Genomic DNA, 25,869 nt, shown 5'->3' with positions numbered 1-25,869 from the left:
ACCATTCACTGAGCTGGAGTAACGCCATGGGAATGACCCACATAGTCGACCGGCGACTGAACGGTAAAAACAAGAGCGCGGTGAACCGGGAACGGTTCCTGCGCCGCTACCGCCATCACATCAAGCGTGCGGTGTCGGATGCGGTTCAGAAGCGCTCGATCACCGATATAGAACGGGGCGAGAAAGTCAGTATTCCGTCCCGGGACATCGAAGAACCCATCTTCCACCACGGCCAGGGCGGCAAACGGGAGGTGGTGCACCCCGGCAACAAGGAGTTTGTGGCCGGCGACACCATTCCCAAGCCCGAGGGTGGCGGGGGCCAGGGTTCCGGACAGGGGCAGGCCAGCCCGGACGGCGAGGGCATGGATGAGTTCGCCTTCCAGATAACCCAGGAAGAGTTCCTGGATTTCCTGTTCGACGATCTCGAGCTACCTAACCTCGCTCGCAAGAAACTCAAGGATACCGAGGCCTTCAAGTATATCCGCTCTGGCTTCAGCACCGAGGGGGTGCCGGCCAAGCTGGATGTGGTTCGCTCATTGCGTGGTGCCCACGCCCGACGCCTGGGCCTGGGAGGCGCGCGCAAGAAGAAGATCCGGGATCTGGAAAAGCAGCTGGAAGCGCTGAAGTCGGCGCCGGAGGATCTGGACCCTGCGTTCAGCCACGAGGACCAGATCCAGGTTCTGGAGGAGGAAATCGCGCGACTGAAAGCGAATGTTCGCCGCATTCCTTTCATCGATGAAATCGACCTGCGCTATCGCCAGCACGTGAAAAAGCCGCAGCCGGCCACCAGTGCCGTGATGTTCTGTCTGATGGATGTGTCCGGGTCCATGACCCAGATGCACAAGGACATCGCAAAACGCTTTTTCATCCTGCTGTATCTGTTCCTCAAGAAGAACTACAAGAAGATTGAAGTGGTCTTCATCAGGCATCACACCAGCGCCAAGGAAGTGGACGAGGAAGAGTTCTTCTATTCCCGGGAAACCGGGGGCACCATTGTCTCCAGCGCTCTCAAGCTGATGCACAAGATCATTGAATCCCGCTATTCTCCGGCCGAATGGAACATCTATGCGGCCCAGGCATCGGACGGTGATAACTGGAACGATGACTCCCCGGTGTGCGGCAAGATTCTGGCCGACAATATCCTGCCCCTGGTGCAGTATTTCGCCTATGTAGAGATCACACCGCAGGACCACCAGATGCTCTGGTATGAATACGAGAAGATTCAGGAGCAGTTCCCCCAGAGCTTTGCCCTGCAGCAGATCGCCGACCCCGGCGAAATTTACCCGGTGTTCCGCCAGTTGTTCGAGAGGAAAGCCGCATGACTAACCTCATGGACCGCCCAAATCTGCCGAAAAGTGACCAGCCCAGAGCCCCGGAGCCGATTTCTACCGGGTCTGAATGGACGTTCGAGCTGATCCAGAAATACGACGACGAGATTGCCAAATGCGCGGCCGAGTTCGGCCTGGACACCTACCCCAACCAGATCGAGGTGATCAGCGCCGAACAGATGATGGACGCCTACAGTTCCGTAGGCATGCCAGTTGGCTACCATCACTGGTCCTTCGGCAAGCAGTTTCTCAGTACGTCCAAGGGCTATCAGCGCGGGCAGATGGGCCTGGCCTACGAAATCGTGATCAACTCCAACCCCTGCATCGCTTACCTCATGGAGGAAAACACCCTGCCGATGCAGGCGCTGGTCATTGCCCATGCCTCCTACGGCCACAATTCTTTCTTCAAGGGCAACTACCTGTTCCGCACCTGGACTGACGCCAGCGCGATCATTGATTACCTGGTGTTTGCACGCCATTACGTGGCCGAGTGCGAGGAGCGTTATGGTGTGGACGCGGTGGAGGAAATCCTGGATTCCTGCCATGCCCTGATGAACTATGGTGTGGATCGCTACAAACGCCCGGCACCAATATCGGCGTCGGAAGAAGTGCGTCGCCAGAAAGAGCGAGAAGAGTACCAACAGAGGCGCATCAACGATCTTTGGCGGACAATTCCGAAACTGGACGAAGACGACGACCCGGTAAAGCGCCGCAAGCGCTATCCGGAAGAGCCCCAGGAAAACATTCTCTATTTCATTGAAAAGAACGCGCCCTTGCTGGAAACCTGGCAGCGGGAAATTATCCGCATCGTGCGAAAGCTCGGCCAATACTTCTACCCCCAGCGCCAGACCCAGGTTATGAATGAAGGTTGGGCCACCTTCTGGCACTACACCCTGCTGCATCGTATGTACGACAAGGGTCTGGTGACTGACGGCTTCATGCTGGAGTTTCTCCAGAGTCACTCTGCAGTCGTGTATCAGCCACCGTTCAACAGCCCATGGTATTCGGGTATCAACCCGTACACTCTGGGATTTTCGATCTTTACGGACCTGCGCCGGATCTGCGAAAACCCCACAGGCGAAGACCGCGAATGGTTCCCGGACATCGCCGGCAGTGACTGGCTGGAAACCCTGCATTTTGCGATGAAGAACTTCAAAGACGAGAGCTTTATCCAGCAATTCCTCTCACCCAAGGTGATGCGGGATCTTAAACTCTTCGCGATCCAGAACGACGATCAGGAAGACGTCTATCGGGTAACCGCCATCCACGACGACCCCGGCTACCGGGATCTGCGCGAGAAACTGGCGCGCCAGTACAACCTGAGCTACCGGGAACCCAACATCCAGGTATGGAATGTGGATGTCCGCGGCGACCGCTCACTGACCCTGCGTCACATACCGGTAGACCGCGTGCCACTGGGCAAGGAAACCGACGAAGTCCTGCGCCACGTACACCGGTTATGGGGCTTTGATGTGCACCTGGAGAGCGTGGACGATGGCACTGTTGTGGAGGACCACCACTGCCCGCCAAGAGAATTTGAGGAGGACTGAATCTGGAGCCTGATGGCAAATTCGGGCCGGTTCTGGCCGGCCCGATCCTACGTCATTCCGCGCCGGACTCACTGGTTCTGTGGCTGGTAACCAGCGAACGGACTGAGTTCGCCATTCAGATATTCGACGGCATAGAGCCCCTGCTGGATCGTCCGGTAGCCGATTCAGAGATTGTGCAGCTAAGAGTCGGTACCCGAGCCTGGCTGAATCTGCTGACAATTTCGCCTGAGTCGGCCCTGCCCCATAACACACGACTGGACTATGACCTGGGACTGACCGCCAACGGATCCGGCGCACCTCGGTGGATCGGTGAATGGGCCCCGCACCTTTGCCCCGAGGGCCGGGAGCGCCCGGGCTTTACCCTGAAATCCAGACTGGACCGGATACTCCACGGCTCCTGCCGACGCCCCCACCATCCTTCCCGGGACGGGCTGGTTCGGGTGGATGAGGAACTGCAGAAGGCAGAACAGCTTGAGGACGTCCCTTCCCTGCTGCTGATGACCGGCGACCAGGTCTACGCCGACGATGTGGCCGGGCCCATGCTGCATGCTATCCAGTGCGTTATTCACCAGTTGGGGCTGTATCAGGAAACGCTGGAAGGCGCCTCGCTCAGCCACAGCAGAGAACTTACCTCTGTGGCGAATGCCTATTACCACCGGGATGAACTGCTGCCGGAGTCCGAATTTAATGAGGATCTGACCGAGCGTTTCTTTGGCGGTGTTCGCAAGCCGGTGTTCACCACTGCGAACGCCGGCAATCACCTGATTTCCTTCGCCGAGGTGATGGCCATGTATCTGCTGGTGTGGTCGCCGGAACCCTGGGCTTTTGTGACCAACGCTGAGCCGGTCGATGACCCGGACGAACTGGCACGCTACCGGAACGAACAGGCCGCCATCGACGAGTTCCGCAGGAGCCTTCCACGGGCAGCGCGCGCCATGGCCAACGTACCCGTCTACATGATCTTTGATGATCATGATGTTACGGACGACTGGAACCTTTCCGCGCTCTGGGAAACCACCGCCTACGAACACCCCTTTTCCCGACGCATCATCGGTAATGCCCTGCTGGGCTATCTCTTGTGCCAGGGCTGGGGCAACCAGCCGGGCAATTTCCGGGAGCTGATCGGGCAGTGTCAGAAGCTTTTCGAGTCCAGCAACGAACAGCACGAGCTGGACAAGGCCATTCATGATGACCTGATCGACCAGTTGTTCCACTTTCAACACTGGCACTACAGCCTGCCGACATCCCCCCGACTGGTGGTGCTGGACACACGCACCCATCGCTGGCGCAGTGAAATCCGCCGCAGTCACCCGTCCGGCCTGATGGACTGGGAATCACTGACCGATTTCCAGCACGAGATCATGGGCGAGGACGCTGTGGTGGTGGTATCGCCGGCGCCCATGTTCGGGGTAAAGCTGATTGAGATGATCCAGCGGGTGTTTACCTTCTTTGGCAAGCCTCTGCTGGTAGACGCCGAAAACTGGATGGCGCATCGGGGCGCCGCCAGTGTGCTGCTCAATATTTTCGGCCACCCCCGAACGCCCAGACACTTCGTGATTCTGTCAGGGGATGTCCACTATTCGTTTGCCTACGATGTACGGCTGCGCCACAAGCAGAACGGCCCCCATGTCTGGCAGATCACCAGTAGCGGTATCAAGAACGAATTCCCCAATGCCCTTCTGGAATGGCTGGACCGGCTCAATCGCTGGCTGTTCGCGCCCTGGTCGCCCCTGAACTGGTTCACCAAGAGACGGCGCATGTGGATTTCACCCAGACTGCCCGAAGACCGGGAGGCCGGAGAGCGCTTATGGAACGGGGCAGGCATTGGCGACGTGCGGCTGGACGACGAGGGCGCGCCCACCGCCATCCGGCAACTGGATGCCGGCGGCGGGGGTACGGTTTTTCAGCGGCGGGTTAAAGAAGACTGATCAGGCGTTGACCGAGGGCAGCCCGGACAGCGCCATCGCCAGTTCCTGTTCGTCGTATTCGTGGTCACTCAGTTCACCCGCGAAGTAGGAGGTATAGGCCGCCATATCAAAATGGCCATGACCGCAGAGGTTGAACAGGATCACCTCTTCCTTGCCTTCACGCTTGCAGCGCAGGGCCTCATCGATGGCGCCCTTGACCGCATGATTGGCCTCTGGAGCCGGCACGATACCTTCGTTCCTCGCAAACAGAACGCCGGCCTCGAAACACTCCCGCTGGGTGTAAGACACCGCATCAAACAGCCCCAGTTCCTTGGCGTGGGACACCAGCGGTGCCATACCGTGGTATCTCAAACCACCTGCGTGGAAACCCGGCGGCGTAAAACCTGACCCGAGAGTGTGCATCTTGGTCAATGGCGTCATATGGGCGGTATCGCCGTAATCGTAGGCATACTTGCCCCGGGTCAGCGTGGGACAGGCCGAGGGCTCTACCGCCACGATTCGGGATTTCTCGCCACCCCTCAGGGCGTGCCCCATGAACGGGAAGGCGATGCCGGCAAAATTGGAACCACCGCCGGTACAACCAACAATCACATCGGGCCAGCAGTCCGCCATCTCCATCTGCTGCATGGCTTCCAGGCCGATAATGCTCTGGTGAAGCAATACATGGTTGAGAACCGACCCCAGGGCATACTTGGTATTCGGGTCCTTGACCGCCAGTTCCACCGCTTCGGAGATGGCGATGCCCAGACTACCAGTGTGGTCCGGTGTCTCAGCCAGCACCTTGCGGCCAAACTCGGTCAGCTCCGAGGGCGAAGCCACACATTTGGCGCCGTAGGTTTCCATTACAGCCCGGCGATAGGGCTTCTGGTTGTAGGAAACCCGCACCTGAAACACAGTAACGTCGATATCAAACAGGGAGCCGGCGAAGGACAGCGATGTGCCCCACTGCCCTGCACCGGTTTCGGTGGTGAGGGTGCGAATGCCCGCTTCACGATTGTAGAAAGCCTGGGGAATTGCAGTATTCGGTTTGTGACTGCCCGCCGGGCTGACGCCTTCGTATTTGTAGAAGATTTTTGCCGGGGTACCAAGAGCTTTCTCGAGACGATGCGCCCGGTAAAGAGGCGCCGGCCGCCAGAGGTTGTAAACGTCACGCACCGGCTCAGGGATCTCGATTTCCCGCTCAGTGGTCACTTCCTGTTCAATCAGGGCCATCGGAAATAACGGCTCGAGATCGGACGGGCCCACTGGTTGCTGGGTGCCCGGGTGCAGCACGGCGGGCAACGGCTCAGGCAGATCCGCCTGCAGGTTGTACCAGTATTTCGGCATCTGGCTTTCTTCGAGAAGGAACTTGGTTTGCATGAATTAAAAATCCCTACTGTTTGTGTTGTTATCGCCCCTCAGAATACCCATTCCAGGCCCGCATAAAAAGTTCTTCCGGGACCGGGCTCGAAATAGACCCGATCTTCCACCGGGCGGTTCGCGTTGGCATTGATCCTGACGTTACTGAAGTACTCCTGATCCAGCAGATTGCGGATGCCGGCATACAGGTTCAGGGTCTGATCCGCCATCCGGACTGAATCGCCGGCACGCAGACCGACCAGCCAGTAATCACTCACCAGGGTCTGGTTGCTGTTCTCGGCGTAGAACTCCCCGACATATTGCCACTCCAGGGCCGCAAAACGACCGGCTGATCCGCGCCACTCCAACTCGCTCACCCAGAGTTGTTCCGGCAGCCCGGGAATGGCATTGCCACTGGCATCGTTGCCCTGTTCATCAACAAAGTCCCGTAATTCGTAATCGGCAAGAGTCAGGGCGCTGGTTACCCGCCAGGCGTAGGAAAGTTCCCATGCCAGGCCCAGTTCAAAACCATTGCGCCGGGTTTCACCTGCGTTTTCGTAGAAAGTCTGGTCACCCACATTGAACGGCAGGATCTCGTCTTCCACCCGGATTGAGAACAGGGCCATATCATAGCTCAACCCTGCGCCCAGCATACCGCGCATTCCCAGCTCGCGATTCAATGCCTGCTGCGGTTCCAGCTCGGGATTGAAGCCGCCGCCGCTGGGGTTGGCAAACTCGGTAAAGGTGGGCGATTCGAACGCTGTGCCGATGGTTGCGTACACCTGGTGCCTTGGCGCCAGCTTGTAGCTGATGCCGGCAACACCACTGTACTCCCGGAAAGTCCGGTTGCCCGAATCATCCTCGCCGTCTTGCAGCCAGTCGTCGTCAATGGCCAGGCGCAACCGATCGAACCGGACGCCGAGGGATAGGTTGAGTGCATCGCTAATCGCCAGATCGCCCTGGCCAAATACCGCCACATTAGTGGCGCTCTGGTTTTCCGCCTGGGTCTGGCCGGTGATATCGCCATCGATAGCCACCGAATAGCGGCGCCGATCGTCGGACTGATGGTGCACATCAATACCGGTAACCCACACCAGGGGCAACCCGGCGACTGCCGATTCCTGCTGGTACTCGGAGCTGATACCGTAAAAGTGCCGGTCGTAGGCCACCCGGCTGCTGCCCGGGAACGGCAGTTGCTGGGCAAAATCCCGGTGGGTGTAGAAGGTATCGAGAGTGAGTTGGCCGGGCAGGACCGCCGAATCTTCCCATCTCACGCCCATGGTCTGCTGGTTTACGGTCTGGCTACTATCCAGCCTCTTGGCAAGCGCGGTAGCCTGCCCCGGATCCTCTTCCGCCTGGGCCAGGGTGAGCCCGCCCGGGTCTTCGGATTTCGGGTTGTGTAAGGCGTTGAACGTGGCTGTCACACGCCGTCCAGAATCCAGGTCTCGTGCGACACGGGCGTTGAACAGCGCTTTTTCCGCCTCGCTCTGCTCCCGGTGGCCATCAACCGTCAGCCAGGAGAGCGTGGCTATCCCGCTGGTATCACCATCAACGCCGTTACCCTGTATTGCCGCCTTGCGATAGTCGTCACTGCCGCCGTCAAGGCGAAGCCGACCACCCTCGGGAAGCTCATCACCCAACGCCGTGGAAATATCGATGACACCGCCGGCGGCATTGCCGTATTGAACCGACGCTGGCCCCCGGATGACCTCGATTCGTTGGGCCGAATCCAGATCAATGGCATCGATCTGGGACTGGCCGTCCGGGAGCGTGTAGGGGATGCCATCAACCTGAATGCGAATACCACGAATGCCAAAGGGCGCTCTGGCCCCGAACCCACGGGTGGACAACCTGAGGTTCTGGGCGAAGTTGTAGCGGTTCTGAAAGAACAGGCCAGGTACGGTATTGAGGGACTCATCCAGTTGCAGACGCTGCTGGCCCTCACGGATATCAGGCGCGTTGATAACAGAGACCGCAGCGGGGGTTTCATACAAATCCCGAACCAGCCGTGGGGCGGTTACCTGCAGCACCAGCTCATCTTCGTTGTTCAATGACGACTGTGCAATTGCTGGAAACGAGATCGAAATACACGCCGCTGACAGAACAAACGCTGCCAGGTAGTTATTCTTGTTCAAAAGGCCTCCTCAGGGTTCGCCCATCAAGATTTCTCTTGATAACGGGTACGCCAGCGATGGGGAATTGGTGTCATCCCATTCAACCCATCAGAAGGCCATTCTTAAATAAACATTTAAATTGCTTTTTATAGGATCTTGGTCGTGGTTCCAAAGTAGCAGAATCAGGCGGGGATCCAGGCTTCAAGAAGATCAACCAGCCAGGGCACCAGCAGGGCCGTAGCGAAGGCAGAAAGCGCCATCGCCAGACCGGAGAAGGCACCCATCTGCGAGCTTACCTGAAACGCCCGGGCTGTGCCGATGCCGTGAGCTGCAACGCCCATGGCAATACCTTTGGCGGTGTCGTCCCGAACCCGGATCCACTCAAAAAGCTTGGTGCCCAGAACGGCGCCCGTGATGCCGGTGATGACCACCAATACAGCCGTCAATGACGGAAGCCCCCCGATTTTTTCAGAAATCCCCATGGCCACTGGCGCCGTTGCCGACTTCGGTGCCAGGGACATCTGGATCTCGGTGGATCCACCCAGAAGACGAGCCAGGCCAATGGAGCTGCCGGCGGCGATGACAACGCCGCAGAAGAGCGAAATCGTTACCGGCAACCAGAGCTGTCGAAGCCTGGAAAACTGCTGATACAGGGGAACAGCCAGCGCCACCGTCGCCGGGCCCAGCAGAAAGTGAACAAACTGGCCGCCTTCAAAATAATCGCTGTAGGAGGTGCCTGTCGCCAGCAACAGAATGATGAGCATGGCCACGGACGTGACCACCGGATTGGCCAACGGATTGGAATTGGTTTTCAGGTACAGCCGGTAGGCCAGGCCATAGGCCACCAGCGTAATCGTTAGCCCGAGGAGGGGCGACGCGGAAAGGTAGACCCAGATGTCTTTCAGGCCCGGCTCATTCATCGCCGCCCTCCTTTTCCGGGAGAGGCTTGGCAAACCAGCGAGTGGTCACCTGCATGATCAGAGCGGTGGCGACCATGGTGATAACCGTACTCAACAGCAGCGCCAGGGTTATCGGAACCCACTCGTCGGCAATGCGGCCAAAATGCGCCATCATGCCTACGCCGGCGGGGACAAACAGAAGTGAGAGATGGCTGAGCAAGGCCGTAGATGCCTGATCCACAGATTCCGGGGCCTTGCCCCGGATCATCAGGGTCACGAACAGCATCACCATGCCAAGCACCGGCCCGGGGATAGGCAGGCCCAGCAGTCGGACTGTAATCTCCCCCACCAGTTGATAAACCAGCAGCAGGGTAATGCCGTTCAGGAACTGCATAACGCAGGACTCCAGTCAGTTTTTGCTCTGTACCGTCGAAATGGGAATGATGCTCCGGCCGTACATGGCCAGAACAAAGCCGATCGGGAACATCAGCACCCCGTATACCGCTGCAGGAATGGACATGGCACTGGACTCAAGTAGCGTCAGGGTGACCATCAATGCAATGGTACCGTTCTTTACACCCAGTTCGACCGCCACCGCAAGCGATTCCCGTTGGGTCAGGCCCGCCACACGACCGGCTGCAAGGCCCAGGCCGATACCGGCCAGATTCAACAGGATGGTGGCCGGCCCCGCCTGTTTAAGAAGCTCCCAGATCTGGTCACGAACCCCGTACACCAGCGCCACAATCAGGACCGCCAGCACGATACCGCCAAAGATACTCACAATGCTTTCTGCCTTACGGGCAACCTCCGGCTTGCGGGTACGAACCACCATCCCGATGGCTACCGGGAAGAGCACGATGCCGATCAGCATACCCACGGTTTTCCATACCGGCAGCACGATGTTCTCTTCAGTTCCCATGTAGTGCTGAAGCGCAATGTTGGTGAACAGGGGCAAAGTAAGGATGGTGATCAGGCTGGCGCTGACGGTCAGCACGATGGAGAGCGCAATATTACCCCGTGAGAGCAGCACAAACAGATTCGAGGTGGTGCCCCCGGGGCAGGCGGCAATGATCACCAGACCGACGGCGATGGCCGGCGGAACCGCCAGCAATGTGGCCAGCATGAAGGCGATGATCGGCATGACAAGAATCTGGGCAACCGTTCCGACAATCATCCCTTTCGGATACACCGCCACCTGGCGGAAATCACGTATCGTCAGGGTCATGCCGATACCGATCATGATAATGAACAGAGCAATCGGCAGACCTGCCGAGATAAGCGGGCTGGATTCCACAACGCCTCCGGATGTTTTTGTTTTTACTGCGACCAACCGATGAAAAGTAGCACACACTGCTCCCTTTCGGGAGCCTTCAACGGCAACAGCGTGTAACGGTCAAACGCCGTAAAAACCGGCAAGTTTATGACCGCAAGCATCGTGTCACAAAGCAGTTGCAAGTATACTTGCATCAGACAATTAAAATACCTGGACACTGGTGGAGACACACAAGGAATGAAACGCCTGGGAACCCTGGATGCCTCTTGGCTGGCCGTAGAATCTGAAGACACACCCATGCACGTGGGCAACCTGCAGATATTTTCGCTACCGGAGGGCGCCCCTGAAACCTTTCTACGGGACATGGTGACCCGCATGAAAGAAACCGGTGACGTAGCGCCTCCCTGGGGTTACAAGCTTGCCTGGTCCGGACTGTTGGGTCGGGTACTGGCCCCGGCCTGGAAAGTCGACAAGGACATCGACCTGGACTACCACGTGCGCCACTCGGCGCTACCCCGCCCCGGCGGTGAACGTGAACTGGGTATTCTGGTATCGCGCCTGCATTCCAACCCCCTGGATTTTGCCCGCCCGCTCTGGGAGTGCCACGTTATCGAGGGACTGGAAAATAACCGGTTTGCGCTTTATACCAAGATGCATCATTCCATGATTGATGGCATCAGCGGTGTTCGCCTGATGCAAAGGGTGTTGACGACAGATCCCGATAAAAGGGATATGCCACCCCCCTGGTCGGTGCGCCCGGAGCGTCGTCGCGGCAGCAAATCTGACTCCGAGGCCAGTGTGCCCGGTGCCGTTTCACAGGCCATGGATGCCCTGAAACTGCAGGCGGATATGGCGCCACGTCTGTGGCAGGCGGGCAACCGGCTGGTGCATTCAGTCCGTCACCCGGAGGACGGCCTGACAGCGCCGTTCACCGGGCCCGTATCCAAGATCAATCACCGGGTCACCGGCCAGCGCCGGTTCGCCACCCAGCACTATCAACTGGACCGGATCAAAGAGCTTGCTCATGTTTCCGGCGGCTCCCTGAACGATATCGTTCTGTATCTTTGCGGCACCGCCCTGAGACGTTTTCTTCTGGAACAGGATGAACTTCCGGACACAGCCCTCACCGCTGGCATCCCGGTCAATATCCGGCCGTCTGACGACCAGGGTGTAGGCACACAGATCAGTTTCATGATCGCTTCCCTGGCAACCGACGAGGCGGATCCGCTAACCCGCCTGCAGAACATCAAGTCCTCCACCCGCAGGGCGAAAGAGCATCTGCAGAAGCTGCCCAAAAGCGCTCTGACCCAGTACACCATGCTTTTAATGTCGCCCTACATACTGCAATTGATGTCCGGTCTGGGTGGAAGGATGCGGCCGGTATTCAATGTCACGATTTCCAATGTGCCAGGGCCCCAGAGAACCCTCTACTACGAGGGTGCGAAACTGGAGGCCATGTACCCGGTGTCCCTGATCGCCCACGGGGGCGCACTGAACATTACCTGTCTGAGCTATGACGGCTCGCTGAACTTCGGGTACACGGGCTGTCGGGACACCCTGCCAAGCATGCAGAGACTGGCGGTTTACACCGGTGAAGCACTGGACGAACTGGAAAGCCTGATTTTGCCGCCAAAGGCCAAACCGAAAGCTGCGCCCAAGGCGGCACGCAAGCAGTCGACGAGAAAGAGTAAAGCGGACTGATATGGCTGGCGATCAGCCCCCGCTTTGCCAATGGGCAGCGCCCACGAAGATCAGTTGAAGGAAGCGGATGGTCCGCTTCCGGATCTGCTCAACCTGGTAATCGTCGTCGGCTGATACGCCGAGCAGATCGGTCAGGCTGAAGGCCACACTACGCACTACCAGATCACAGGTCATGTCCAGATCCTGGTCGGTCAGGTGGTCCACCAGCCTCAATCTGCGCAGATCGTTGGCAAGCTCGCTGGCAAAGAAACGCATCTCGCTACGAATGCCCTCCTGCACCGCCCGGCTCTCCCCCGCTAGCCCCTGAGCCATAAACAGGAAAAAACTCCGGTTGGCCTGAGCGTGGCTGATAAAGATGGCCACCGATTCCTCGATCAGTTTGTCCGCCTGCAAAACATTGGCCCGGGCCTCTCGCATCATCCTGCGCAGCACCAGCCCCAGCTCATCCACAAGCTGAAGCCCCAGATCGTCCATATTGCGGAAATGCCGGTAAAAAGAAGTTGGCACCACACCTGCCTGCCGGGTCACTTCCCGGATACCAAGACTGGCGAAATGCCGGCCCTTGCCTACCAGCGTCAACGCCGCAGTCATCAGTTTCTCACGGGTTTCACCGGGCTTTCTTCGTTGTTTTTCCGCCATTTTGCGTCTGTACCGTCTGCCGTCAACCAAGGTTCACAAGTGTACACATCCAAAAAAATAAAAGTACAGAATGCTTGTCATTTTGAGCCATTGCCAGTCGGGCCGTTGTAGTCGGAAGCTTCCGTGTGTACATTCGTACACATTAGTGAACACTTGTACACACGGATAACCGAAAGCCTCAGGGAGGCACCCAGTATGTTACCGAGAGAAACCCAGCATAAAGCCCTGCAATGGCTTGGCAGGCAGCTGTTCAACAGGAACGATCCAGAGGCATTTTTCGACCCTCTGCTCGAACGTATCAACCCTATGTGGGTACAAGAGTACACACCGGCCCGAGTAGAGCAGATCCTCTCTGAGACCCGGGACACCAAAACACTTGTTCTGAAACCCGCCCGACGCTGGTCAGGCTTCCGCGCAGGTCAGCATGTGAACATCTGTGTTGAAGTTGACGGAATCCGCCGCAACCGTACGTTCAGTCTCTCGAGCTCGCCCCTGCTCTGGCAGGATCAGGGGCTGGTCACGCTGACCATCAAACGCCTTCCGGGCGGTCTGGTGACCAACTGGCTGCACGATTACCTGCAAACCGGTGCAGTCATAGGTTTGGGGGAGGCCTTTGGCGACTTTCAGATACCCCAACCGGCCCGACCGGTCCTGTTCATTGCCGGTGGCAGCGGCATCACGCCAGTGTTGAGCCAGCTTGAAACCATGGCGGCATTGGATTACCGGGCACCGGTGACATTGCTGTATTTCGTTCGAACCCGTGATGACGTTATTGCCCGGGAAAAGCTGCTGGCTCTGGAGACACGCTACAGCGCCCTGACGCTCAATATCATTGCCTCCAACGAGTCGAAGGAACCTCGCTATCTGCGTGACCAGGATCTGGACGCGGTACCCGGCATCAAGGCACGGCAGGTCTATCTATGCGGCCCAAAGGGCCTTATGGATCTGGCGCAGGATCTTCTCTTCAAACGAGGCTTTGCTGATTCGGATATCCACAGCACGTTCTTCTCCACTCCAGGTGCCGATCTGGGAAACCAAACACTTGGTGGCCAGGTTCAGTTTGAAGGCAGCCGCTTGGAGGTCGGCTCCGAGGGCGATGCCACCTTGCTGGAAATCGCCGAGGCCGCCGGCCTGACCCCGCGCCACGGATGCCGTATGGGCATATGCCATCAATGCAGTTGCCGGAAAACCACAGGGACCGTGATCAACCGCCTGACCGGCCAGGCCTCCGGCCCCGGCGAGGAAAACATTCAGCTGTGTATCTCTGTACCCCGGGGCCCGGTCTCGCTCGACCTTTAAGAATCCACACCCGATTTTATCGCGGCGCCTCAGCGCACCGCAGGGAGTATCACCATGAAAAAGATGACCGAAGCGCAACTCTCAGAACTTGAAACCGATTTGAACGCGATCCGGGATGAGGTACTCGCAGACCTCGGCGAACGGGACGCGCGATACATCCGGCGGATGGTCCGTCTGCACCGGAGTCTTGAAGCGGGCGGCCGGATCATGATGCCGTTCGGGTTCCTGCCGCCGGTGTTCGTTGCCGCCACGGCAACCCTGGGCATTGCCAAGATTCTGGAAAATATGGAGATCGGCCATAATGTCATGCACGGCCAGTATGACTGGATGAACGACCCCAGCCTGCACTCCCAGACCTACGAGTGGGATACGGTCTGCACGGGGGATTCCTGGCGCCGCACTCACAACTATGAGCACCACACCTACACCAACATCATCGGCAAGGACCGCGACTACGGCTATGCGGTGTTACGACTGACCGATGACGAACCCTGGAAACCCTGGCACACACTTCAGTTCATCAATTACATTCTGCTGAGCGTGCTCTTCCAGTGGGGCGTTGGACTGCACGAACTTGAAACCGAAAAACTTCGCAGCCGGGAAATAAGCTGGCGCGAAAAACTTCCCTTTCTGAAAGAGTTCGCCCGCAAAGGGGGCAGGCAGGCATTCAAGGACTACGTTTTCTTCCCGCTGCTTACCTTTCCGGTGGCTCCGATTGTTCTGGCGGGGAATGTGGGCGCAAACCTGATCCGAAATCTCTGGTCATCCACGGTGATTTTCTGTGGCCACTTTACCCAGGATGCGGAAACCTTCACGGAAGAGGAATGCGAGGGTGAGAGCAAGGGCCACTGGTATTTGCGCCAGCTCACAGGGTCCTCTAACTTCACCGGGGGCCGCTGGCTGCATATTCTGAGCGGCCATCTTAGCTACCAGGTGGAACACCACGTGTTCCCGGACCTGCCCGCCCACCGATATCCGGAGATTTCCGGGAAGGTACAGGCGGTGTGTCGAAAGCACGGTATTCACTACAACACCGGCAGTTTTGCAAAGCAGTACGGCACGGTGGTGAAGCGGGTACTCAGGTATTCACTGCCGGAGAGGTTGATGGGAATGGCCAGAGCGGCCTGACAGGGCTGGACCGGCCAGGCGCTGAAGACGCGCCCGGCCGCGTCAGGCTATCTGAAGTAATCTCAAAAGCTGGGGCCGGTGCTGTTCCTGGATGACGTCAGCAAGAGTGTATTTGTCGAGCACTTCCAGGAAGGCCTTCAACGCCTCACCGAACATCGATTTCAGGCCACACACGGGTGTTATCTTGCAGGCGTTCTTGGAGGAAAAGCACTCCACGATGCTCAGGTCCTGCTCGGTTTCCCGTACCAAAATGCCGATACTGATATCCGAAGGCGAACGGTGCAGACGCATTCCACCCTTTTTGCCCCGGATGGTTTCAATATAGCCCTTCTTGTTCAGCTGGTGCACCACCTTCATGAGGTGGTTTTTGGAAATGTCATAGCTGTCAGCGATTTCCTGAATGGTCGCCAGACGATCACCCTGAACTGCCAGATATATCAGTACTCGAAGTGAATAATCCGTGTAGCGGGTGATGTGCATTCAATACTCCAGTCGTGTGTGCAATCGTTCAATAAGAAGGTCGGGTCACCAGATAACAGGCGGTGCCGCACAAAAATACACCAGAAATACCCAACACCATCCCTGACGCTCCCAGCGCAAACAGCATCCCCCAACTCAGGGCCATCATGCTGCACGCCAGTACCTTCGCCCGTGCCGGCACTGCCCTGCGTGTACGCCAATGATCAATGGCAGGACCGAACCTGGGATGGTCTTCAAGCCACTGAGCAAAAGCCGGAGACCCCTTGCTGGCAAAAAATGCGGCCAGCAGAACGAAAGGTGTTGTGGGCAACAACGGCAGAACTACTCCTGCAGCAGCCAGCGTAATCGAGATATACGCAAGGATACGAAATCCGGTTTTCCCAAAACGATCGCCCATCACGGGGTTCTCACCAAGGTTCATAACTGCATCTATTCTACCGGGATTCAATGGACAGGTCTGCCCAAACGGCTGAGAAAAACCAGACGCGCCACATAGGCCACCTTGATACCGACCGCAAAAACCAGGGTTCCGATGTGGGCAGCAATTTGCGCAGACAGTGCAAGCGCGCCCGCCAACGGGTATGCAAGCAGAATTGTAACCATCAAACCCAACACTGACAGTCCCAGGGTGCTGCTTGCTGTGAAAAGCCACTTTTCGTAGTCACTCATGAATCCACCTTTAACATTTACCCCCAATACATCTTAATGCTAAACCGGCAACAGAAAAAAATCAAACCGTAGAACTCCACCCATCTGCAGCCTCCCCTTAACCCACCTACAACTTCCGACATACCCACAAAATAAATTTGACACCTTAAATACATCAAATCAAAATTCCCGCATAAAGATTTATCTTAAATAAATGTTTGTTGAGGAGACAGTGTTATGAAACAGAAAGACGCCTACCCGACCAGAATGGGAGGAGCGCACCATGGCTAAGTACCGCCGCCTCTGGTTTTTGCTGATCGGAATCCTGGCAGTAACCTTCACGCTCCTGGGGTATTTCGGTGCCGAGGTGTACCGCGAAGCACCGCCCATCCCGGATCGCGTTGTGTCCGCCGACGGCAACACCCTGATGACAGAGGAAAGCATTCTTGACGGACAAACTGCCTGGCAGTCCGTCGGGGGGATGCAGCTTGGCTCGATCTGGGGCCACGGTGCCTACCAGGCACCGGACTGGACCGCCGACTGGCTGCATCGTGAACTGGAAACCTGGTTGGAAATCGCAGCCCAGGAAGAGTACGGGCAGGAATGGCACAGCCTCAGCGGGCAGCAGCAGAACGCCCTGCAGTACGACCTGAAAACCGAGTACCGCACCAATACCTACGACGCCGCTACCAGCACCCTGCACCTTTCCGAGCGCAGGAGCGAAGCTATTGCCAGAACAGCCGACTACTACAGCCGACTGTTCAGCGACGCTCCGGAACTGCAGTTTACCCGCGAAAACTACGCCATGAAGGAAAACACCCTGCCCAGCGCCGAGCGTCGCGAGCGGATGACCGAGTTTTTCTTCTGGACGGCCTGGGCCGCTGCTACCGAACGCCCGGACAGCGAGGTTACCTACACCAACAACTGGCCCCACGAGCCACTTATCGACAACAGGCCTAGCGGCGAGAACGTGGTCTGGTCGTTAATCAGTGTGGTTCTCCTGATTGCCGGTGTCGGTGGTCTGATCTGGGCCTGGGCCTTCCTTCGCAAGGAAGATGAGGAACCGCAGGCGCCACTGAAGGATCCACTGAGTGCAGTCGGGCTTACGCCTTCCCAGAAAGCATTGGGCAAGTATCTTCTGCTGGTGGTTGGCCTGTTCACTTTCCAGGTCATGCTTGGCGGCTTCACTGCCCACTATACGGTTGAAGGCCAGGGTTTCTACGGTATCCAGACTTCTGAGTGGTTCCCATATTCCCTGATGCGTACCTGGCACATTCAGTCTGCCATGTTCTGGATTGCCACCGGCTTCCTCGCCGCTGGTCTGTTCCTCGCCCCCATCATCAATGGCGGCAAGGATCCGAAATTCCAGAAACTGGGTGTTGATGTGCTGTTCTGGGCACTGGTGGCAGTGGTTGCCGGTTCGTTTATTGGCAACTTCCTTGCCATCAACCAGATCATGCCGGCCAATCTCAGCTTCATGCTGGGCCACCAGGGTTACGAGTATGTAGACCTTGGTCGCCTCTGGCAGATTGGCAAATTTCTCGGCATCGTGTTCTGGCTGGTACTGATGCTGCGCGGCATTGTTCCAGCGCTACGCCAGCCTGGTGACAAGAACCTGCTGGCCCTGCTGACCGCTTCGGTGGTTGCCATCGGCCTGTTCTATGGCGCCGGCTTCTTCTATGGGGAGCGTACTCATATCTCGATCATGGAGTACTGGCGCTGGTGGATTGTCCACCTGTGGGTCGAAGGCTTCTTTGAAGTGTTCGCAACCACTGCCCTGGCCTTTATCTTCTGCAGCATGGGCCTGGTATCGCGCACCGTGGCAACGTCTGCCAGCCTGGCCTCCGCCAGCCTGTTCATGCTCGGGGGTGTGCCCGGCACCTTCCACCATCTGTACTTCTCAGGCACCACCACGCCGGTAATGGCAGTGGGCGCCACCTTCAGTGCACTGGAAGTGGTACCGCTTGTAGTCCTGGGATATGAGGCCTGGGAAAACTGGCGCCTGAAGTCCCGCGCACCGTGGATGGAGAACATTCGCTGGCCGCTGACCTTCTTTGTGGCGGTTGCCTTCTGGAACATGCTGGGTGCCGGCGTGCTCGGGTTCATGATCAACCCGCCAATCGCGCTGTATTACATCCAGGGCCTGAACACCACGCCCACCCACGCCCACGCGGCCCTGTTCGGTGTCTATGGGTTCCTGGCCCTGGGCTTCGCACTGATGATCCTGCGTTACATCCGTCCGCGCATCGTCTTTGACGAGCGGCTGATGAAAGTAGGTTTCTGGTGGCTGAATATTGGCCTGGTCCTGATGCTGTTCACCAGCCTGTTGCCGGTCGGCTTTATCCAGTTCATTGCCAGCGCCAGCGAGGGCCTGTGGTACGCCCGCAGTGAAGCCTTCATGCAGAGCGATATCCTGCAAACCCTGCGCTGGGTCAGAACCATTGGCGACGTGGTCTTCATCGTCGGCGCCCTCGCCGTAACCTGGCAAGTCGTGAAGGGCGTTTTCTTCCCGGATCTGGAGCCGGCTACCCTCGAAACCGATGAAAGCGGCGCAGCCAGCGAGCTCAGCGCCTGATCCAAGAGAGCCCGGGCCAGGGAAGGCCCACTCTGATTTACCTGATAGCAGGCTTACCTCCCGAGGGGTATCGGAATTGGTGATCCAATCTGCAATACTTGGTCTATACTCAGGTTAAAAAACAATCGGCAACAGGACCAACCCGATGCCCCAGAACAAGCTGACAGACCGTTTTGGTCGCACCGTCAACTACGTGCGTCTGTCCGTCACTGACCGGTGCGACTTCCGCTGCGTGTACTGTATGGCCGAGGACATGACCTTCCTGCCCCGCCAACAGGTTCTGACTCTCGAGGAAATCGCCCGCGTTGCCCGCAACTTTGTTGACCTGGGTACCGAAAAAATTCGTCTGACCGGCGGCGAGCCGCTGGTGCGCAAGGATATCCTGGAGCTGGTAAAGGAGATTGGCACTTACGGTCTGCGCGACTTCGCCATGACCACCAATGGCAGCCAGCTCACCACCATGGCAGAGCCTCTGCGCAAGGCGGGGATGCATCGCCTGAACATCAGCCTGGATTCCCTGGACGCCGAAAAATTCCGCAACATCACCCGCACCGGCAAACTGTCACAGGTGCTGGACGGTATTGATGCTGCCCGGGAAGCTGGCTTCCGGGGCATCAAGATCAATACGGTGGTGATGAAGGGCCGCAACGATGAGGAGATCCCGGAGCTGATCGAGTTCGCCCGCAAAAAAAAGGTGGATATCAGCTTTATCGAAGAGATGCCGTTGGGTGAGATTTCCGAACACGATCGGGGCCTGGCGCTGTGTACCAGCGAGGAAGTGCGGGACATTATCCGCAAGCACCACGAACTGGTACCCGCTACCGAGGATTCCGGCGGTCCCGCCCGGTATTACCGGATGGAGGATAGCGAGACCCGGGTCGGTTTCATTTCTCCCCATTCCCACAACTTCTGTTCTACCTGTAATCGGGTGCGGGTGACCGTCGAAGGTCGGCTGCTGCTGTGCCTGGGTAACGAGCACTCGGTGGATCTGCGCAGGGTTCTGCGGGGCAATCCGGTGACTGATGATAAGTTGCGGGAGACCATTATCAATGCGATGGATCTGAAGCCGGAGCGGCATCACTTCTCCAGCAACGGGGATGTGCAGATCCTCCGGTTCATGAACATGACCGGCGGCTAAGCGGCCGGCACAGCAACCAGCACAACAAAAGGGTCATATGAAAGCTTTCATCTGACCCTTTTTCATTTCTAGTGGTCCATACCATCCATACCATGCTTCGCCATGCCGGTATTCAGATGCTCCATGGTGATCGAACTGTATTTCAGAACCTCACCGCCATGTTCCATCATGAACCCGTGGGCGGCTTCCTCGGTCGCAAAGGAGGCAAGCGTCGGCCCCATGGCGCCCGAGCGGTCAGAGCCAACCACGAAGAAAGCGTCCCGGGCGTCGATCAGGGCGGTGTCGTCCGGATGCTCCCACTCGGTCTGGGCCATGTCGTGGACGTAGAGGGTGTGATCACGGTTTTCATTCTCCGGCTGGAGCATCCAGGCGAACATGTCCTTGGTGGAGCAGAACTTGCGGACGTGCTGCTCTTTCTCGGTTATGGCCTCACCCTTGGGGCCCGGGAAATTGGAGATCACCATGCCGCAAACGTGGCATTCATCGCCGCTTTCGAAATGCACCGGTTCGGGTTTGGCCATGGTCTGCTCCTCATTGCCCGAACAGGCGGTGAGGGTTATGGCTGCCAGGGCGGCGAGGAGCCAGTTGAGTTTACTTCTGTTCATCGGGATAACTCCGTTCAGATACGACGGTTTCGGAAAAGTAACAGGGCACCCGCCAGCGGGATGGCAAACCACAGCACCAAACCAAGCCAGAGGCCAGCGAAGCCGATGGGCAGATCGGCACCGAGGCTGAGGACACCACTAAGCTGGGCGCTGTCGCCGAAGGCAACGATATTGAGCAGGCGGTAGATATCCGTGGGATTGAGCATCAACAACCAGGGCAACAGTTCCGCGCTGAACTGGCCTTCGCTCGCCACGAGGGTACCCAGCAGCAACAGATCGAAGATCAGCACAAAGAAGAACCAGATCGCCAGGGCCAGGCCAGCGGCGATGGGCTTTTCGCTGACCCGGACACTGATCAGGTAGGCAAGGGCAATAAAGCCCCATCCCAACAGCACGGTGGAGCCAATAAACCGCAGCATGGCTACCGCGAGGCTGGCAATAGCCACGTCATCCACCAGCACCGCAATGGCCACCCCGGCCACGCCGAAGCCAATCACGGTGGCGAGAGCCAGGGTCAGGCCATGGCCCAGGAACTTGCCGAGCAGCAGTTGGCTTCGGCTTAGTGGGTAGGTCAACAGTAACAACAGGGTTCCACCCTCTTCTTCTCCGACGATGGCATCGTAGGCCAGCAGCAGTGCAATCAACGGGATCAGGAAGATTCCAAGGCTCGCCAGGCTGGCAATGGTGGCCGGCGTGGAGGCATATCCCACCTGCCCGGAGGCGGCGGCGCCAAACCAGGCAATGCCCAGGGCCAGAGTCGCAAACACGAGGGAAATGGCCATCAGCCAGCGGTTACGAAGGCTGTCACTGAGTTCCTTGCGGGCAATGGTCCAGATACTGTTCATTGGCTGCCTCCCCGGTGGGCCAGGCCACCCGAACCGATAAAGTGCACGTAGATATCTTCCAGGCTGGGTTGATGAATGCTGATATCTGCCACTTCACCCGACGCCATCACTGCATGCAGCAAGGCCATTTTATCCCTTGGCTGCACATCCACCCGCAGGCGCCCGCTATCGGACTTGATGATCAGGCCACTGCTACTCGAAGCCCTGTCGATCACATGTTCCAGCGCCGAGATACTATTGGCGGGATCCAGAGACAGGGTTACCGGCATATTGGCCTGTCGCCTTAACGCGGCCAGATCGCCGGCAGCCTTCAGTGCGCCATCGGTGAGAATGGCTGCACGGTCAATATAAGGTTCGACACCGGGCAGGACATGGGAACACAGCACAATGCCGGTGCCTCCCTCACACAGTTCCCGGAGCAGCCGGTACAGATCTGCCGTGGCGACCGGATCCAGACCCACGGTAGGCTCGTCCAGCATCAGCAGCTTCGGCTTGCCCAACAGCGCCTGCGCCAGACCAAGACGCTGACGCATGCCTTTCGAGTATGTCTTCGTACGAGCATCCATGGCATCGCCAAGGCCAACCTGTTCCAGCAGTTGAGGCACCTGTTGCAGGGAGGCGCCCTTCAGCCGTGCGAAATGGTTCAGAATCTCCCGACCGGTCAGCTGCGGATAGAACATCACATTCTCCGGCAGGTAACCGATATGCTGGGTTACCTGCGGATCGCCGGCGTGACCGCCAAGCACGGAAACCGATCCCTGGTTGGGGGTCATAAGCCCCAGGATCAGTTTGATACAGGTTGTCTTACCGGCCCCGTTATGGCCGAACAGCCCAAGAATTTCCCCCGGCTCCAGAGTCAGGTCGATCCCGGTAAGGACCGGGCTCTTGTCGTACCGGTAACTCACATTATCAAGGTGAAAACAGCTCATCGGTTCTCCGGTTGAAGCTCTGCGGGCATCCGCATCAGGGGGTGGGAATCGGTCACACCGGCAGACTTGACCACCGGAAACGCATCCTGCACCCAGCGCAGGGTATCCACCGCCGGGCTGAACATCAGAACCTTCGCTTCCGGGTATTTCCAAAGTAGCCGGTCCACGTTGTCATTAGGCTCATAGGGCACATCGCCAACGCCGTCCTGATTCCGGTCCCAGCCCAGATAATCACTCCAGTAATTGCCCTTCTTCCCTTTTGACCACTCCTGGGTGCGGGTAGCGACATACTTGACCTGGCGCTGATTGTTCACGAACGCGTTGCCAAAAACTTCGTTGTCTTCCGAACCCGCGGTCAGATGAATGCCGATATTACTGTCGGCAAAGACATTGCCTTCAAAAGTGTTGTACAGCGAGTTGTAGATAAACACCGCCTTACCTTCAGCCCCCTCAATGGCAACACCGGCAGTCTTCCCCTGGGACACACCCGTCACCACATTCGCCCGCAGCTCTGACTGGGTAATGAAATTCATCAGAATCCCGTAGTTCTCATCATTCACCGACCGGTTGTTAATCACTCTCAGACGCTTGCTCTGCATCAGCGCATAACCGGTTCGCGTGTTACGGGTGACATTGTTCTCCAGCAGATTATTCATCGAGTACATGTAATGGATGCCATAACGCAGATCCGCCATCTCATTGCCCCGGATCGTATTGTTATTCGCCGTCTCGATATAAATCGCATCCCGCGTCCGACGGATGTCATTGCCTTCAATCAGCGCGCCGGTGGTATTGAACAGATGAATCCCATTGCCCCGGTCATTCGGACGCAGACTGTCATCACCGCGAATCCTGTTGTTCCGCACCGTCACATCCGGCGTTGCGTCCAGCCACACCCCGAACGCAGGCCCCTGCAAACGGTTGTTCTCAACCACCGCGCCCCTGGCCTCCCGAGCCACAAAAATCCCCGCATCCAGCTCGTTAAGATTGCTCCCCCAGTTGCGAACGGCACAGCCCGAAAATGTCACCCCCTCGGCGACGATATCCACCGCATTGCCTTGCCCGCCGGGGTCAATCAGCGTCTCGGCATGGCAAGACACAGACACCCCGGGCACCCGGATTGCCAGAGACGAAATCTGCTCAGGGGGAAGCTCAAAGCTCGCGCCCGGTTCCAGGGCATCAAGCTGTTCTTGCAGGTCCGCTTGCGCGGTCAGCGATAACAGAGCGACTGTCAGGGCCACTCCATAACGCACGATTCGATACATCTAAGATTCTCTATAAGTGAAGCAGGCTCGAAGCCACCGCCCTAGGTACGGCAATCCAAGAGGAGAACCCTTTCCAAAACTGTGCGGAGCCATGGATGGCGGAGCCCAAGCGCCACAGGGATGTGCCGCCAGGAGCGTGTTTTGGAAAGGGTTCTCCTCTTGGATTGCTTCTCCGAAGTTGGAAATCACCAGGACTCCAAAAGGAGTCCCGGCGAAAGATAGGCCTATCAGGCTTTCTCGACGATCATGCGACCCCGCATCTCCATATGCAGCGCATGACAGAACCAGTTGCAGTAGTACCAGTGCACCCCGGGACGATCTGCCTTGAAGGTCACAGAAGAGGTCTGCTGCGGACTGACCTCCATGCTGACACCATGGTTCACCATACAGAAACCGTGGGTCACATCCTCAATGGTGTCCAGGTTGGTCACGTACACCGTCACCTCATCACCCTGCTTCACCTTGAACTCCGTCATACCGTACTGCGGCGCAATAGAGGTCATGTAGACACGAACCTTATTGCCATCGCGGACAACCTTGTTGTCGGCTTCCAGAGTCACGCCATCCTTCCTGGCCTGCTCAACGGCAGAAGCAAAGAATGGATCATCACGGTCGTAGATCTTCTTGGTCTTGATCTGATCACGACGCACCAGAATGCAGTCGTGAGGCTCGGCGAAAGTCGGACCATCGTGAACCAGCTTCATCTCCTCGCCGGAGATATCGATCAGCTGGTCGTTTTCCGCATGCAAAGGTCCAACCGGCAGGAACCGGTCCTTGGAGAACTTCGACAGCACCACCAGCCACTTGCCATCGGCATCCCGGGATTCGGTCAGAGACGCGTGGTTGTGGCCCGGCTGATAATGCACATCCAGCTTCTGGCGAATGTAGTTCACATCCTCGCCGTTGTAGTGCCTGATGGCATCGGCAATGTTCCACTTGGCCACCTGACTGTCGATGAACAGAGTGGTGTAGGCATTGCCACGGCCGTCGAAGGTTGTGTGCAGGGGCCCAAGGCCCAGTTCCGGTTCGCCTACCACCGTATCCCGCGGCTCAATCTTGCTATCGAACAGATCATCCAGCTTGTCGATAGCAATAATGGTGGCCGTTGGTGACAGCTTGCCGTTGGCAATAAAGTACTTGCCGTCCGGGGAGGTATTCAGACCATGCGGGTTCTTCGGAACCGGAATGTAACGGGTCAGTTCCGAACCGGCGCGACCATCTACCACAGGCACCTTGGAGTCACCCAGGGTCTTGTAGTTGCCATTCTTGACCGCCTGCTCAATGCGCTCGATGTTGAATACCACGGCCCAGTCGCGATCGTTACGCATGGTGCCGGCCAGATCCAGTGCCTTCTCCGAGTTGTAGCAGGTGGAGCAGGCGTACTTGCCGGTGTAGTCCGCGTCGGTGTTGTCCAGGTTACCGTCAACAATCACCTGGAAGGCCACCTCCATGGTTTCCGCGTCTACCGCGTTGAACATGGTGAAGCTGCTTTCAAGGCTGGTGTCGCTGCCATCGTTCGGATGGGGGATGACATACTCGGCGTTACAGAACACGTACTTGGTCTTGGGAACCTTCTGAAGACGCAGGCCGTGAATGGCCTGAACATTCGGAATGGTGGTGATCTTGTCGCACTTCATGATGTCCAGGCGGATCCGGGCTACACGAGTGTTGGCCTTGTCGTTAATGAACAGGTATTTGCCGTCATAACGACCATCCGTCATGGAAATGTGGGGGTGATGGGAATCGCCGTTCAGGTGGGTATTATCATGGCCCAGCACGTCCTTGCTTTCATTGCTGATCCCCCAACCGGTGGCAGAATCCACATTGAACACGGGGATGCGCATCAGTTCCCTCATGGACGGTACACCCAGAACCCGTACTTCACCGGAGTGACCACCACTCCAGAAACCGTAGTATTCGTCGAGCTCGCCGGGGTGCACCACGAACTTGTTACGGGCCTCCTCGGCGGCAGCCGCAAACGACTCCCGCGACATCACGGCGGTACCCAGGCCGGCTGCACCGGCGACTCCCGCAAGCGCAGCAGCCCCCATAAACCGACGGCGGCTCTGGCCGCTTTCCGGAAGCTCCGGCAGGTCTTTGGTCAGATCATCTCTTTTTTTCATAACATCCAACTCCGTTATTGGTAATGGCGGTTTTACTTCTCATGCTTTCTTTTTATGGGACTAC

General features: G+C 57.6%; 22 protein-coding genes. 8 read left to right on the top strand and 14 right to left on the bottom strand.

Annotated features, from left to right (window positions below):
* The first annotated feature begins 26 nt into the window (after positions 1–26).
* Genes KEHDKFFH_RS09320 through KEHDKFFH_RS09310 form a run of 3 tightly spaced genes read left to right on the top strand, consistent with a single transcriptional unit; the run spans position 27 to position 4,806 of the window.
* A complete protein-coding gene (locus KEHDKFFH_RS09320; RefSeq protein WP_104321667.1) occupies positions 27–1,322 on the top strand; it encodes a YeaH/YhbH family protein in 1,296 nt (431 codons plus the stop codon).
* Positions 1,319–2,878 carry a SpoVR family protein gene (locus tag KEHDKFFH_RS09315; RefSeq protein WP_104321666.1) on the top strand — a complete coding sequence of 520 codons (1,560 nt, stop codon included), beginning with the start codon at positions 1,319–1,321 and terminating at the stop codon, positions 2,876–2,878. Before KEHDKFFH_RS09320 ends, KEHDKFFH_RS09315 begins: the two co-directional genes overlap by 4 nt.
* Positions 2,875–4,806 (top strand): alkaline phosphatase D family protein, encoded by a 1,932-nt coding sequence (locus KEHDKFFH_RS09310; RefSeq protein WP_192875768.1) that lies wholly within the window; start codon positions 2,875–2,877, stop codon positions 4,804–4,806. Before KEHDKFFH_RS09315 ends, KEHDKFFH_RS09310 begins: the two co-directional genes overlap by 4 nt.
* Here KEHDKFFH_RS09310 and KEHDKFFH_RS09305 read toward each other — a convergent pair whose 3' ends face one another.
* From KEHDKFFH_RS09305 to KEHDKFFH_RS09285, 5 genes are all read right to left on the bottom strand, one after another.
* A complete protein-coding gene (locus KEHDKFFH_RS09305) occupies positions 4,807–6,165 on the bottom strand; it encodes a TrpB-like pyridoxal phosphate-dependent enzyme (RefSeq protein WP_104321664.1) in 1,359 nt (452 codons plus the stop codon).
* Between the two features lie 38 nt (positions 6,166–6,203).
* Entirely contained in the window at positions 6,204–8,279 is a 2,076-nt protein-coding gene (locus KEHDKFFH_RS09300) for a TonB-dependent receptor family protein (RefSeq protein WP_104321663.1), read from the bottom strand.
* Between the two features lie 161 nt (positions 8,280–8,440).
* Positions 8,441–9,178 (bottom strand): LrgB family protein, encoded by a 738-nt coding sequence (locus KEHDKFFH_RS09295; RefSeq protein ID WP_088827117.1) that lies wholly within the window; start codon positions 9,176–9,178, stop codon positions 8,441–8,443.
* Entirely contained in the window at positions 9,171–9,551 is a 381-nt protein-coding gene (locus KEHDKFFH_RS09290) for a CidA/LrgA family protein (RefSeq protein WP_104321662.1), read from the bottom strand. Before KEHDKFFH_RS09290 ends, KEHDKFFH_RS09295 begins: the two co-directional genes overlap by 8 nt.
* Positions 9,552–9,566: 15 nt before the next feature.
* Positions 9,567–10,451 carry a bile acid:sodium symporter family protein gene (locus KEHDKFFH_RS09285; protein WP_104321661.1) on the bottom strand — a complete coding sequence of 295 codons (885 nt, stop codon included), beginning with the start codon at positions 10,449–10,451 and terminating at the stop codon, positions 9,567–9,569.
* A gap of 216 nt (positions 10,452–10,667) precedes the next feature.
* Between KEHDKFFH_RS09285 and KEHDKFFH_RS09280 the strand changes: the two genes are divergently transcribed.
* Complete coding sequence (locus tag KEHDKFFH_RS09280; protein WP_104321660.1) at positions 10,668–12,131, top strand: WS/DGAT/MGAT family O-acyltransferase; 1,464 nt, start codon at positions 10,668–10,670, stop codon at positions 12,129–12,131.
* 12 nt (positions 12,132–12,143) lie between these two features.
* Here KEHDKFFH_RS09280 and KEHDKFFH_RS09275 read toward each other — a convergent pair whose 3' ends face one another.
* A complete protein-coding gene (locus tag KEHDKFFH_RS09275; protein ID WP_104321659.1) occupies positions 12,144–12,770 on the bottom strand; it encodes a TetR family transcriptional regulator in 627 nt (208 codons plus the stop codon).
* A 195-nt stretch (positions 12,771–12,965) separates the two neighbouring features.
* On the opposite strand from KEHDKFFH_RS09275, the gene KEHDKFFH_RS09270 reads away from it, so the two are divergent.
* Positions 12,966–14,069, top strand: coding sequence for a ferredoxin reductase (locus tag KEHDKFFH_RS09270; protein ID WP_104321658.1), 1,104 nt, complete (start codon positions 12,966–12,968; stop codon positions 14,067–14,069).
* 54 nt (positions 14,070–14,123) lie between these two features.
* Positions 14,124–15,197 carry a fatty acid desaturase family protein gene (locus KEHDKFFH_RS09265; protein WP_104321657.1) on the top strand — a complete coding sequence of 358 codons (1,074 nt, stop codon included), beginning with the start codon at positions 14,124–14,126 and terminating at the stop codon, positions 15,195–15,197.
* Between the two features lie 42 nt (positions 15,198–15,239).
* On the opposite strand, the gene KEHDKFFH_RS09260 is transcribed toward KEHDKFFH_RS09265, so the two are convergent.
* From KEHDKFFH_RS09260 to KEHDKFFH_RS09250, 3 genes are read right to left on the bottom strand one after another with little or no spacing between them, the layout of a single operon-like run.
* Complete coding sequence (locus KEHDKFFH_RS09260; RefSeq protein WP_014578197.1) at positions 15,240–15,677, bottom strand: RrF2 family transcriptional regulator; 438 nt, start codon at positions 15,675–15,677, stop codon at positions 15,240–15,242.
* Between the two features lie 28 nt (positions 15,678–15,705).
* Positions 15,706–16,098, bottom strand: a complete 393-nt coding sequence (locus KEHDKFFH_RS09255) for a YbaN family protein (protein WP_104321656.1) — start codon at positions 16,096–16,098, stop codon at positions 15,706–15,708.
* A 23-nt stretch (positions 16,099–16,121) separates the two neighbouring features.
* Complete coding sequence (locus KEHDKFFH_RS09250) at positions 16,122–16,346, bottom strand: hypothetical protein (protein WP_104321655.1); 225 nt, start codon at positions 16,344–16,346, stop codon at positions 16,122–16,124.
* A 262-nt stretch (positions 16,347–16,608) separates the two neighbouring features.
* On the opposite strand from KEHDKFFH_RS09250, the gene KEHDKFFH_RS09245 reads away from it, so the two are divergent.
* On the top strand, positions 16,609–18,900 hold the full coding sequence (locus KEHDKFFH_RS09245) for a nitric-oxide reductase large subunit (RefSeq protein ID WP_104321654.1): 2,292 nt from the start codon (positions 16,609–16,611) through the stop codon (positions 18,898–18,900).
* Between the two features lie 145 nt (positions 18,901–19,045).
* On the top strand, positions 19,046–20,038 hold the full coding sequence (moaA, locus tag KEHDKFFH_RS09240) for a GTP 3',8-cyclase MoaA (protein ID WP_104321653.1): 993 nt from the start codon (positions 19,046–19,048) through the stop codon (positions 20,036–20,038).
* A 68-nt stretch (positions 20,039–20,106) separates the two neighbouring features.
* Here moaA and KEHDKFFH_RS09235 read toward each other — a convergent pair whose 3' ends face one another.
* The 5 genes from KEHDKFFH_RS09235 to nosZ all read right to left on the bottom strand — a co-directional run bounded on the left by KEHDKFFH_RS09235 (position 20,107) and on the right by nosZ (position 25,805).
* Positions 20,107–20,643 carry a nitrous oxide reductase accessory protein NosL gene (locus tag KEHDKFFH_RS09235; protein WP_104321652.1) on the bottom strand — a complete coding sequence of 179 codons (537 nt, stop codon included), beginning with the start codon at positions 20,641–20,643 and terminating at the stop codon, positions 20,107–20,109.
* 14 nt (positions 20,644–20,657) lie between these two features.
* Entirely contained in the window at positions 20,658–21,488 is an 831-nt protein-coding gene (locus KEHDKFFH_RS09230) for an ABC transporter permease (RefSeq protein WP_104321651.1), read from the bottom strand.
* A complete protein-coding gene (locus KEHDKFFH_RS09225) occupies positions 21,485–22,417 on the bottom strand; it encodes an ABC transporter ATP-binding protein (protein ID WP_104321650.1) in 933 nt (310 codons plus the stop codon). The genes KEHDKFFH_RS09230 and KEHDKFFH_RS09225 overlap by 4 nt, the downstream gene beginning before the upstream one ends.
* Positions 22,414–23,682, bottom strand: coding sequence for a nitrous oxide reductase family maturation protein NosD (locus tag KEHDKFFH_RS09220; protein WP_104321649.1), 1,269 nt, complete (start codon positions 23,680–23,682; stop codon positions 22,414–22,416). Before KEHDKFFH_RS09220 ends, KEHDKFFH_RS09225 begins: the two co-directional genes overlap by 4 nt.
* Before the next feature lie 227 nt (positions 23,683–23,909).
* Positions 23,910–25,805: a TAT-dependent nitrous-oxide reductase gene (gene nosZ, locus KEHDKFFH_RS09215; protein ID WP_104321648.1), complete on the bottom strand. Its 1,896-nt coding sequence runs from the start codon at positions 25,803–25,805 to the stop codon at positions 23,910–23,912.
* Between the last annotated feature and the right edge of the window lie 64 nt (positions 25,806–25,869).

The organism is Marinobacter maroccanus, from assembly GCF_002933275.1.
Lineage (GTDB): Bacteria > Pseudomonadota > Gammaproteobacteria > Pseudomonadales > Oleiphilaceae > Marinobacter > Marinobacter maroccanus.
Note: the sequence above shows the minus strand (reverse complement) of the source record. Positions and strands in the feature narration are given on the sequence as shown.

What these genes read in the sequence shown, in the direction of transcription:
- KEHDKFFH_RS09225 (WP_104321650.1), bottom strand. Translation starts at nt 22,417, where the DNA reads ATGAGCTGTTTTCACCTTGATAATGTGAGTTACCGGTACGACAAGAGC.
- KEHDKFFH_RS09255 (WP_104321656.1), bottom strand. Translation starts at nt 16,098, where the DNA reads ATGAACCTTGGTGAGAACCCCGTGATGGGCGATCGTTTTGGGAAAACC.
- KEHDKFFH_RS09230 (WP_104321651.1), bottom strand. Translation starts at nt 21,488, where the DNA reads ATGAACAGTATCTGGACCATTGCCCGCAAGGAACTCAGTGACAGCCTT.
- KEHDKFFH_RS09320 (WP_104321667.1), top strand. Translation starts at nt 27, where the DNA reads ATGGGAATGACCCACATAGTCGACCGGCGACTGAACGGTAAAAACAAG.
- KEHDKFFH_RS09235 (WP_104321652.1), bottom strand. Translation starts at nt 20,643, where the DNA reads ATGAACAGAAGTAAACTCAACTGGCTCCTCGCCGCCCTGGCAGCCATA.
- KEHDKFFH_RS09260 (WP_014578197.1), bottom strand. Translation starts at nt 15,677, where the DNA reads ATGCACATCACCCGCTACACGGATTATTCACTTCGAGTACTGATATAT.
- KEHDKFFH_RS09295 (WP_088827117.1), bottom strand. Translation starts at nt 9,178, where the DNA reads ATGAATGAGCCGGGCCTGAAAGACATCTGGGTCTACCTTTCCGCGTCG.
- KEHDKFFH_RS09265 (WP_104321657.1), top strand. Translation starts at nt 14,124, where the DNA reads ATGAAAAAGATGACCGAAGCGCAACTCTCAGAACTTGAAACCGATTTG.
- KEHDKFFH_RS09220 (WP_104321649.1), bottom strand. Translation starts at nt 23,682, where the DNA reads ATGTATCGAATCGTGCGTTATGGAGTGGCCCTGACAGTCGCTCTGTTA.
- KEHDKFFH_RS09250 (WP_104321655.1), bottom strand. Translation starts at nt 16,346, where the DNA reads ATGAGTGACTACGAAAAGTGGCTTTTCACAGCAAGCAGCACCCTGGGA.
- nosZ (WP_104321648.1), bottom strand. Translation starts at nt 25,805, where the DNA reads ATGAAAAAAAGAGATGATCTGACCAAAGACCTGCCGGAGCTTCCGGAA.
- KEHDKFFH_RS09270 (WP_104321658.1), top strand. Translation starts at nt 12,966, where the DNA reads ATGTTACCGAGAGAAACCCAGCATAAAGCCCTGCAATGGCTTGGCAGG.
- KEHDKFFH_RS09290 (WP_104321662.1), bottom strand. Translation starts at nt 9,551, where the DNA reads ATGCAGTTCCTGAACGGCATTACCCTGCTGCTGGTTTATCAACTGGTG.
- moaA (WP_104321653.1), top strand. Translation starts at nt 19,046, where the DNA reads ATGCCCCAGAACAAGCTGACAGACCGTTTTGGTCGCACCGTCAACTAC.
- KEHDKFFH_RS09245 (WP_104321654.1), top strand. Translation starts at nt 16,609, where the DNA reads ATGGCTAAGTACCGCCGCCTCTGGTTTTTGCTGATCGGAATCCTGGCA.
- KEHDKFFH_RS09315 (WP_104321666.1), top strand. Translation starts at nt 1,319, where the DNA reads ATGACTAACCTCATGGACCGCCCAAATCTGCCGAAAAGTGACCAGCCC.
- KEHDKFFH_RS09305 (WP_104321664.1), bottom strand. Translation starts at nt 6,165, where the DNA reads ATGCAAACCAAGTTCCTTCTCGAAGAAAGCCAGATGCCGAAATACTGG.
- KEHDKFFH_RS09280 (WP_104321660.1), top strand. Translation starts at nt 10,668, where the DNA reads ATGAAACGCCTGGGAACCCTGGATGCCTCTTGGCTGGCCGTAGAATCT.
- KEHDKFFH_RS09275 (WP_104321659.1), bottom strand. Translation starts at nt 12,770, where the DNA reads ATGGCGGAAAAACAACGAAGAAAGCCCGGTGAAACCCGTGAGAAACTG.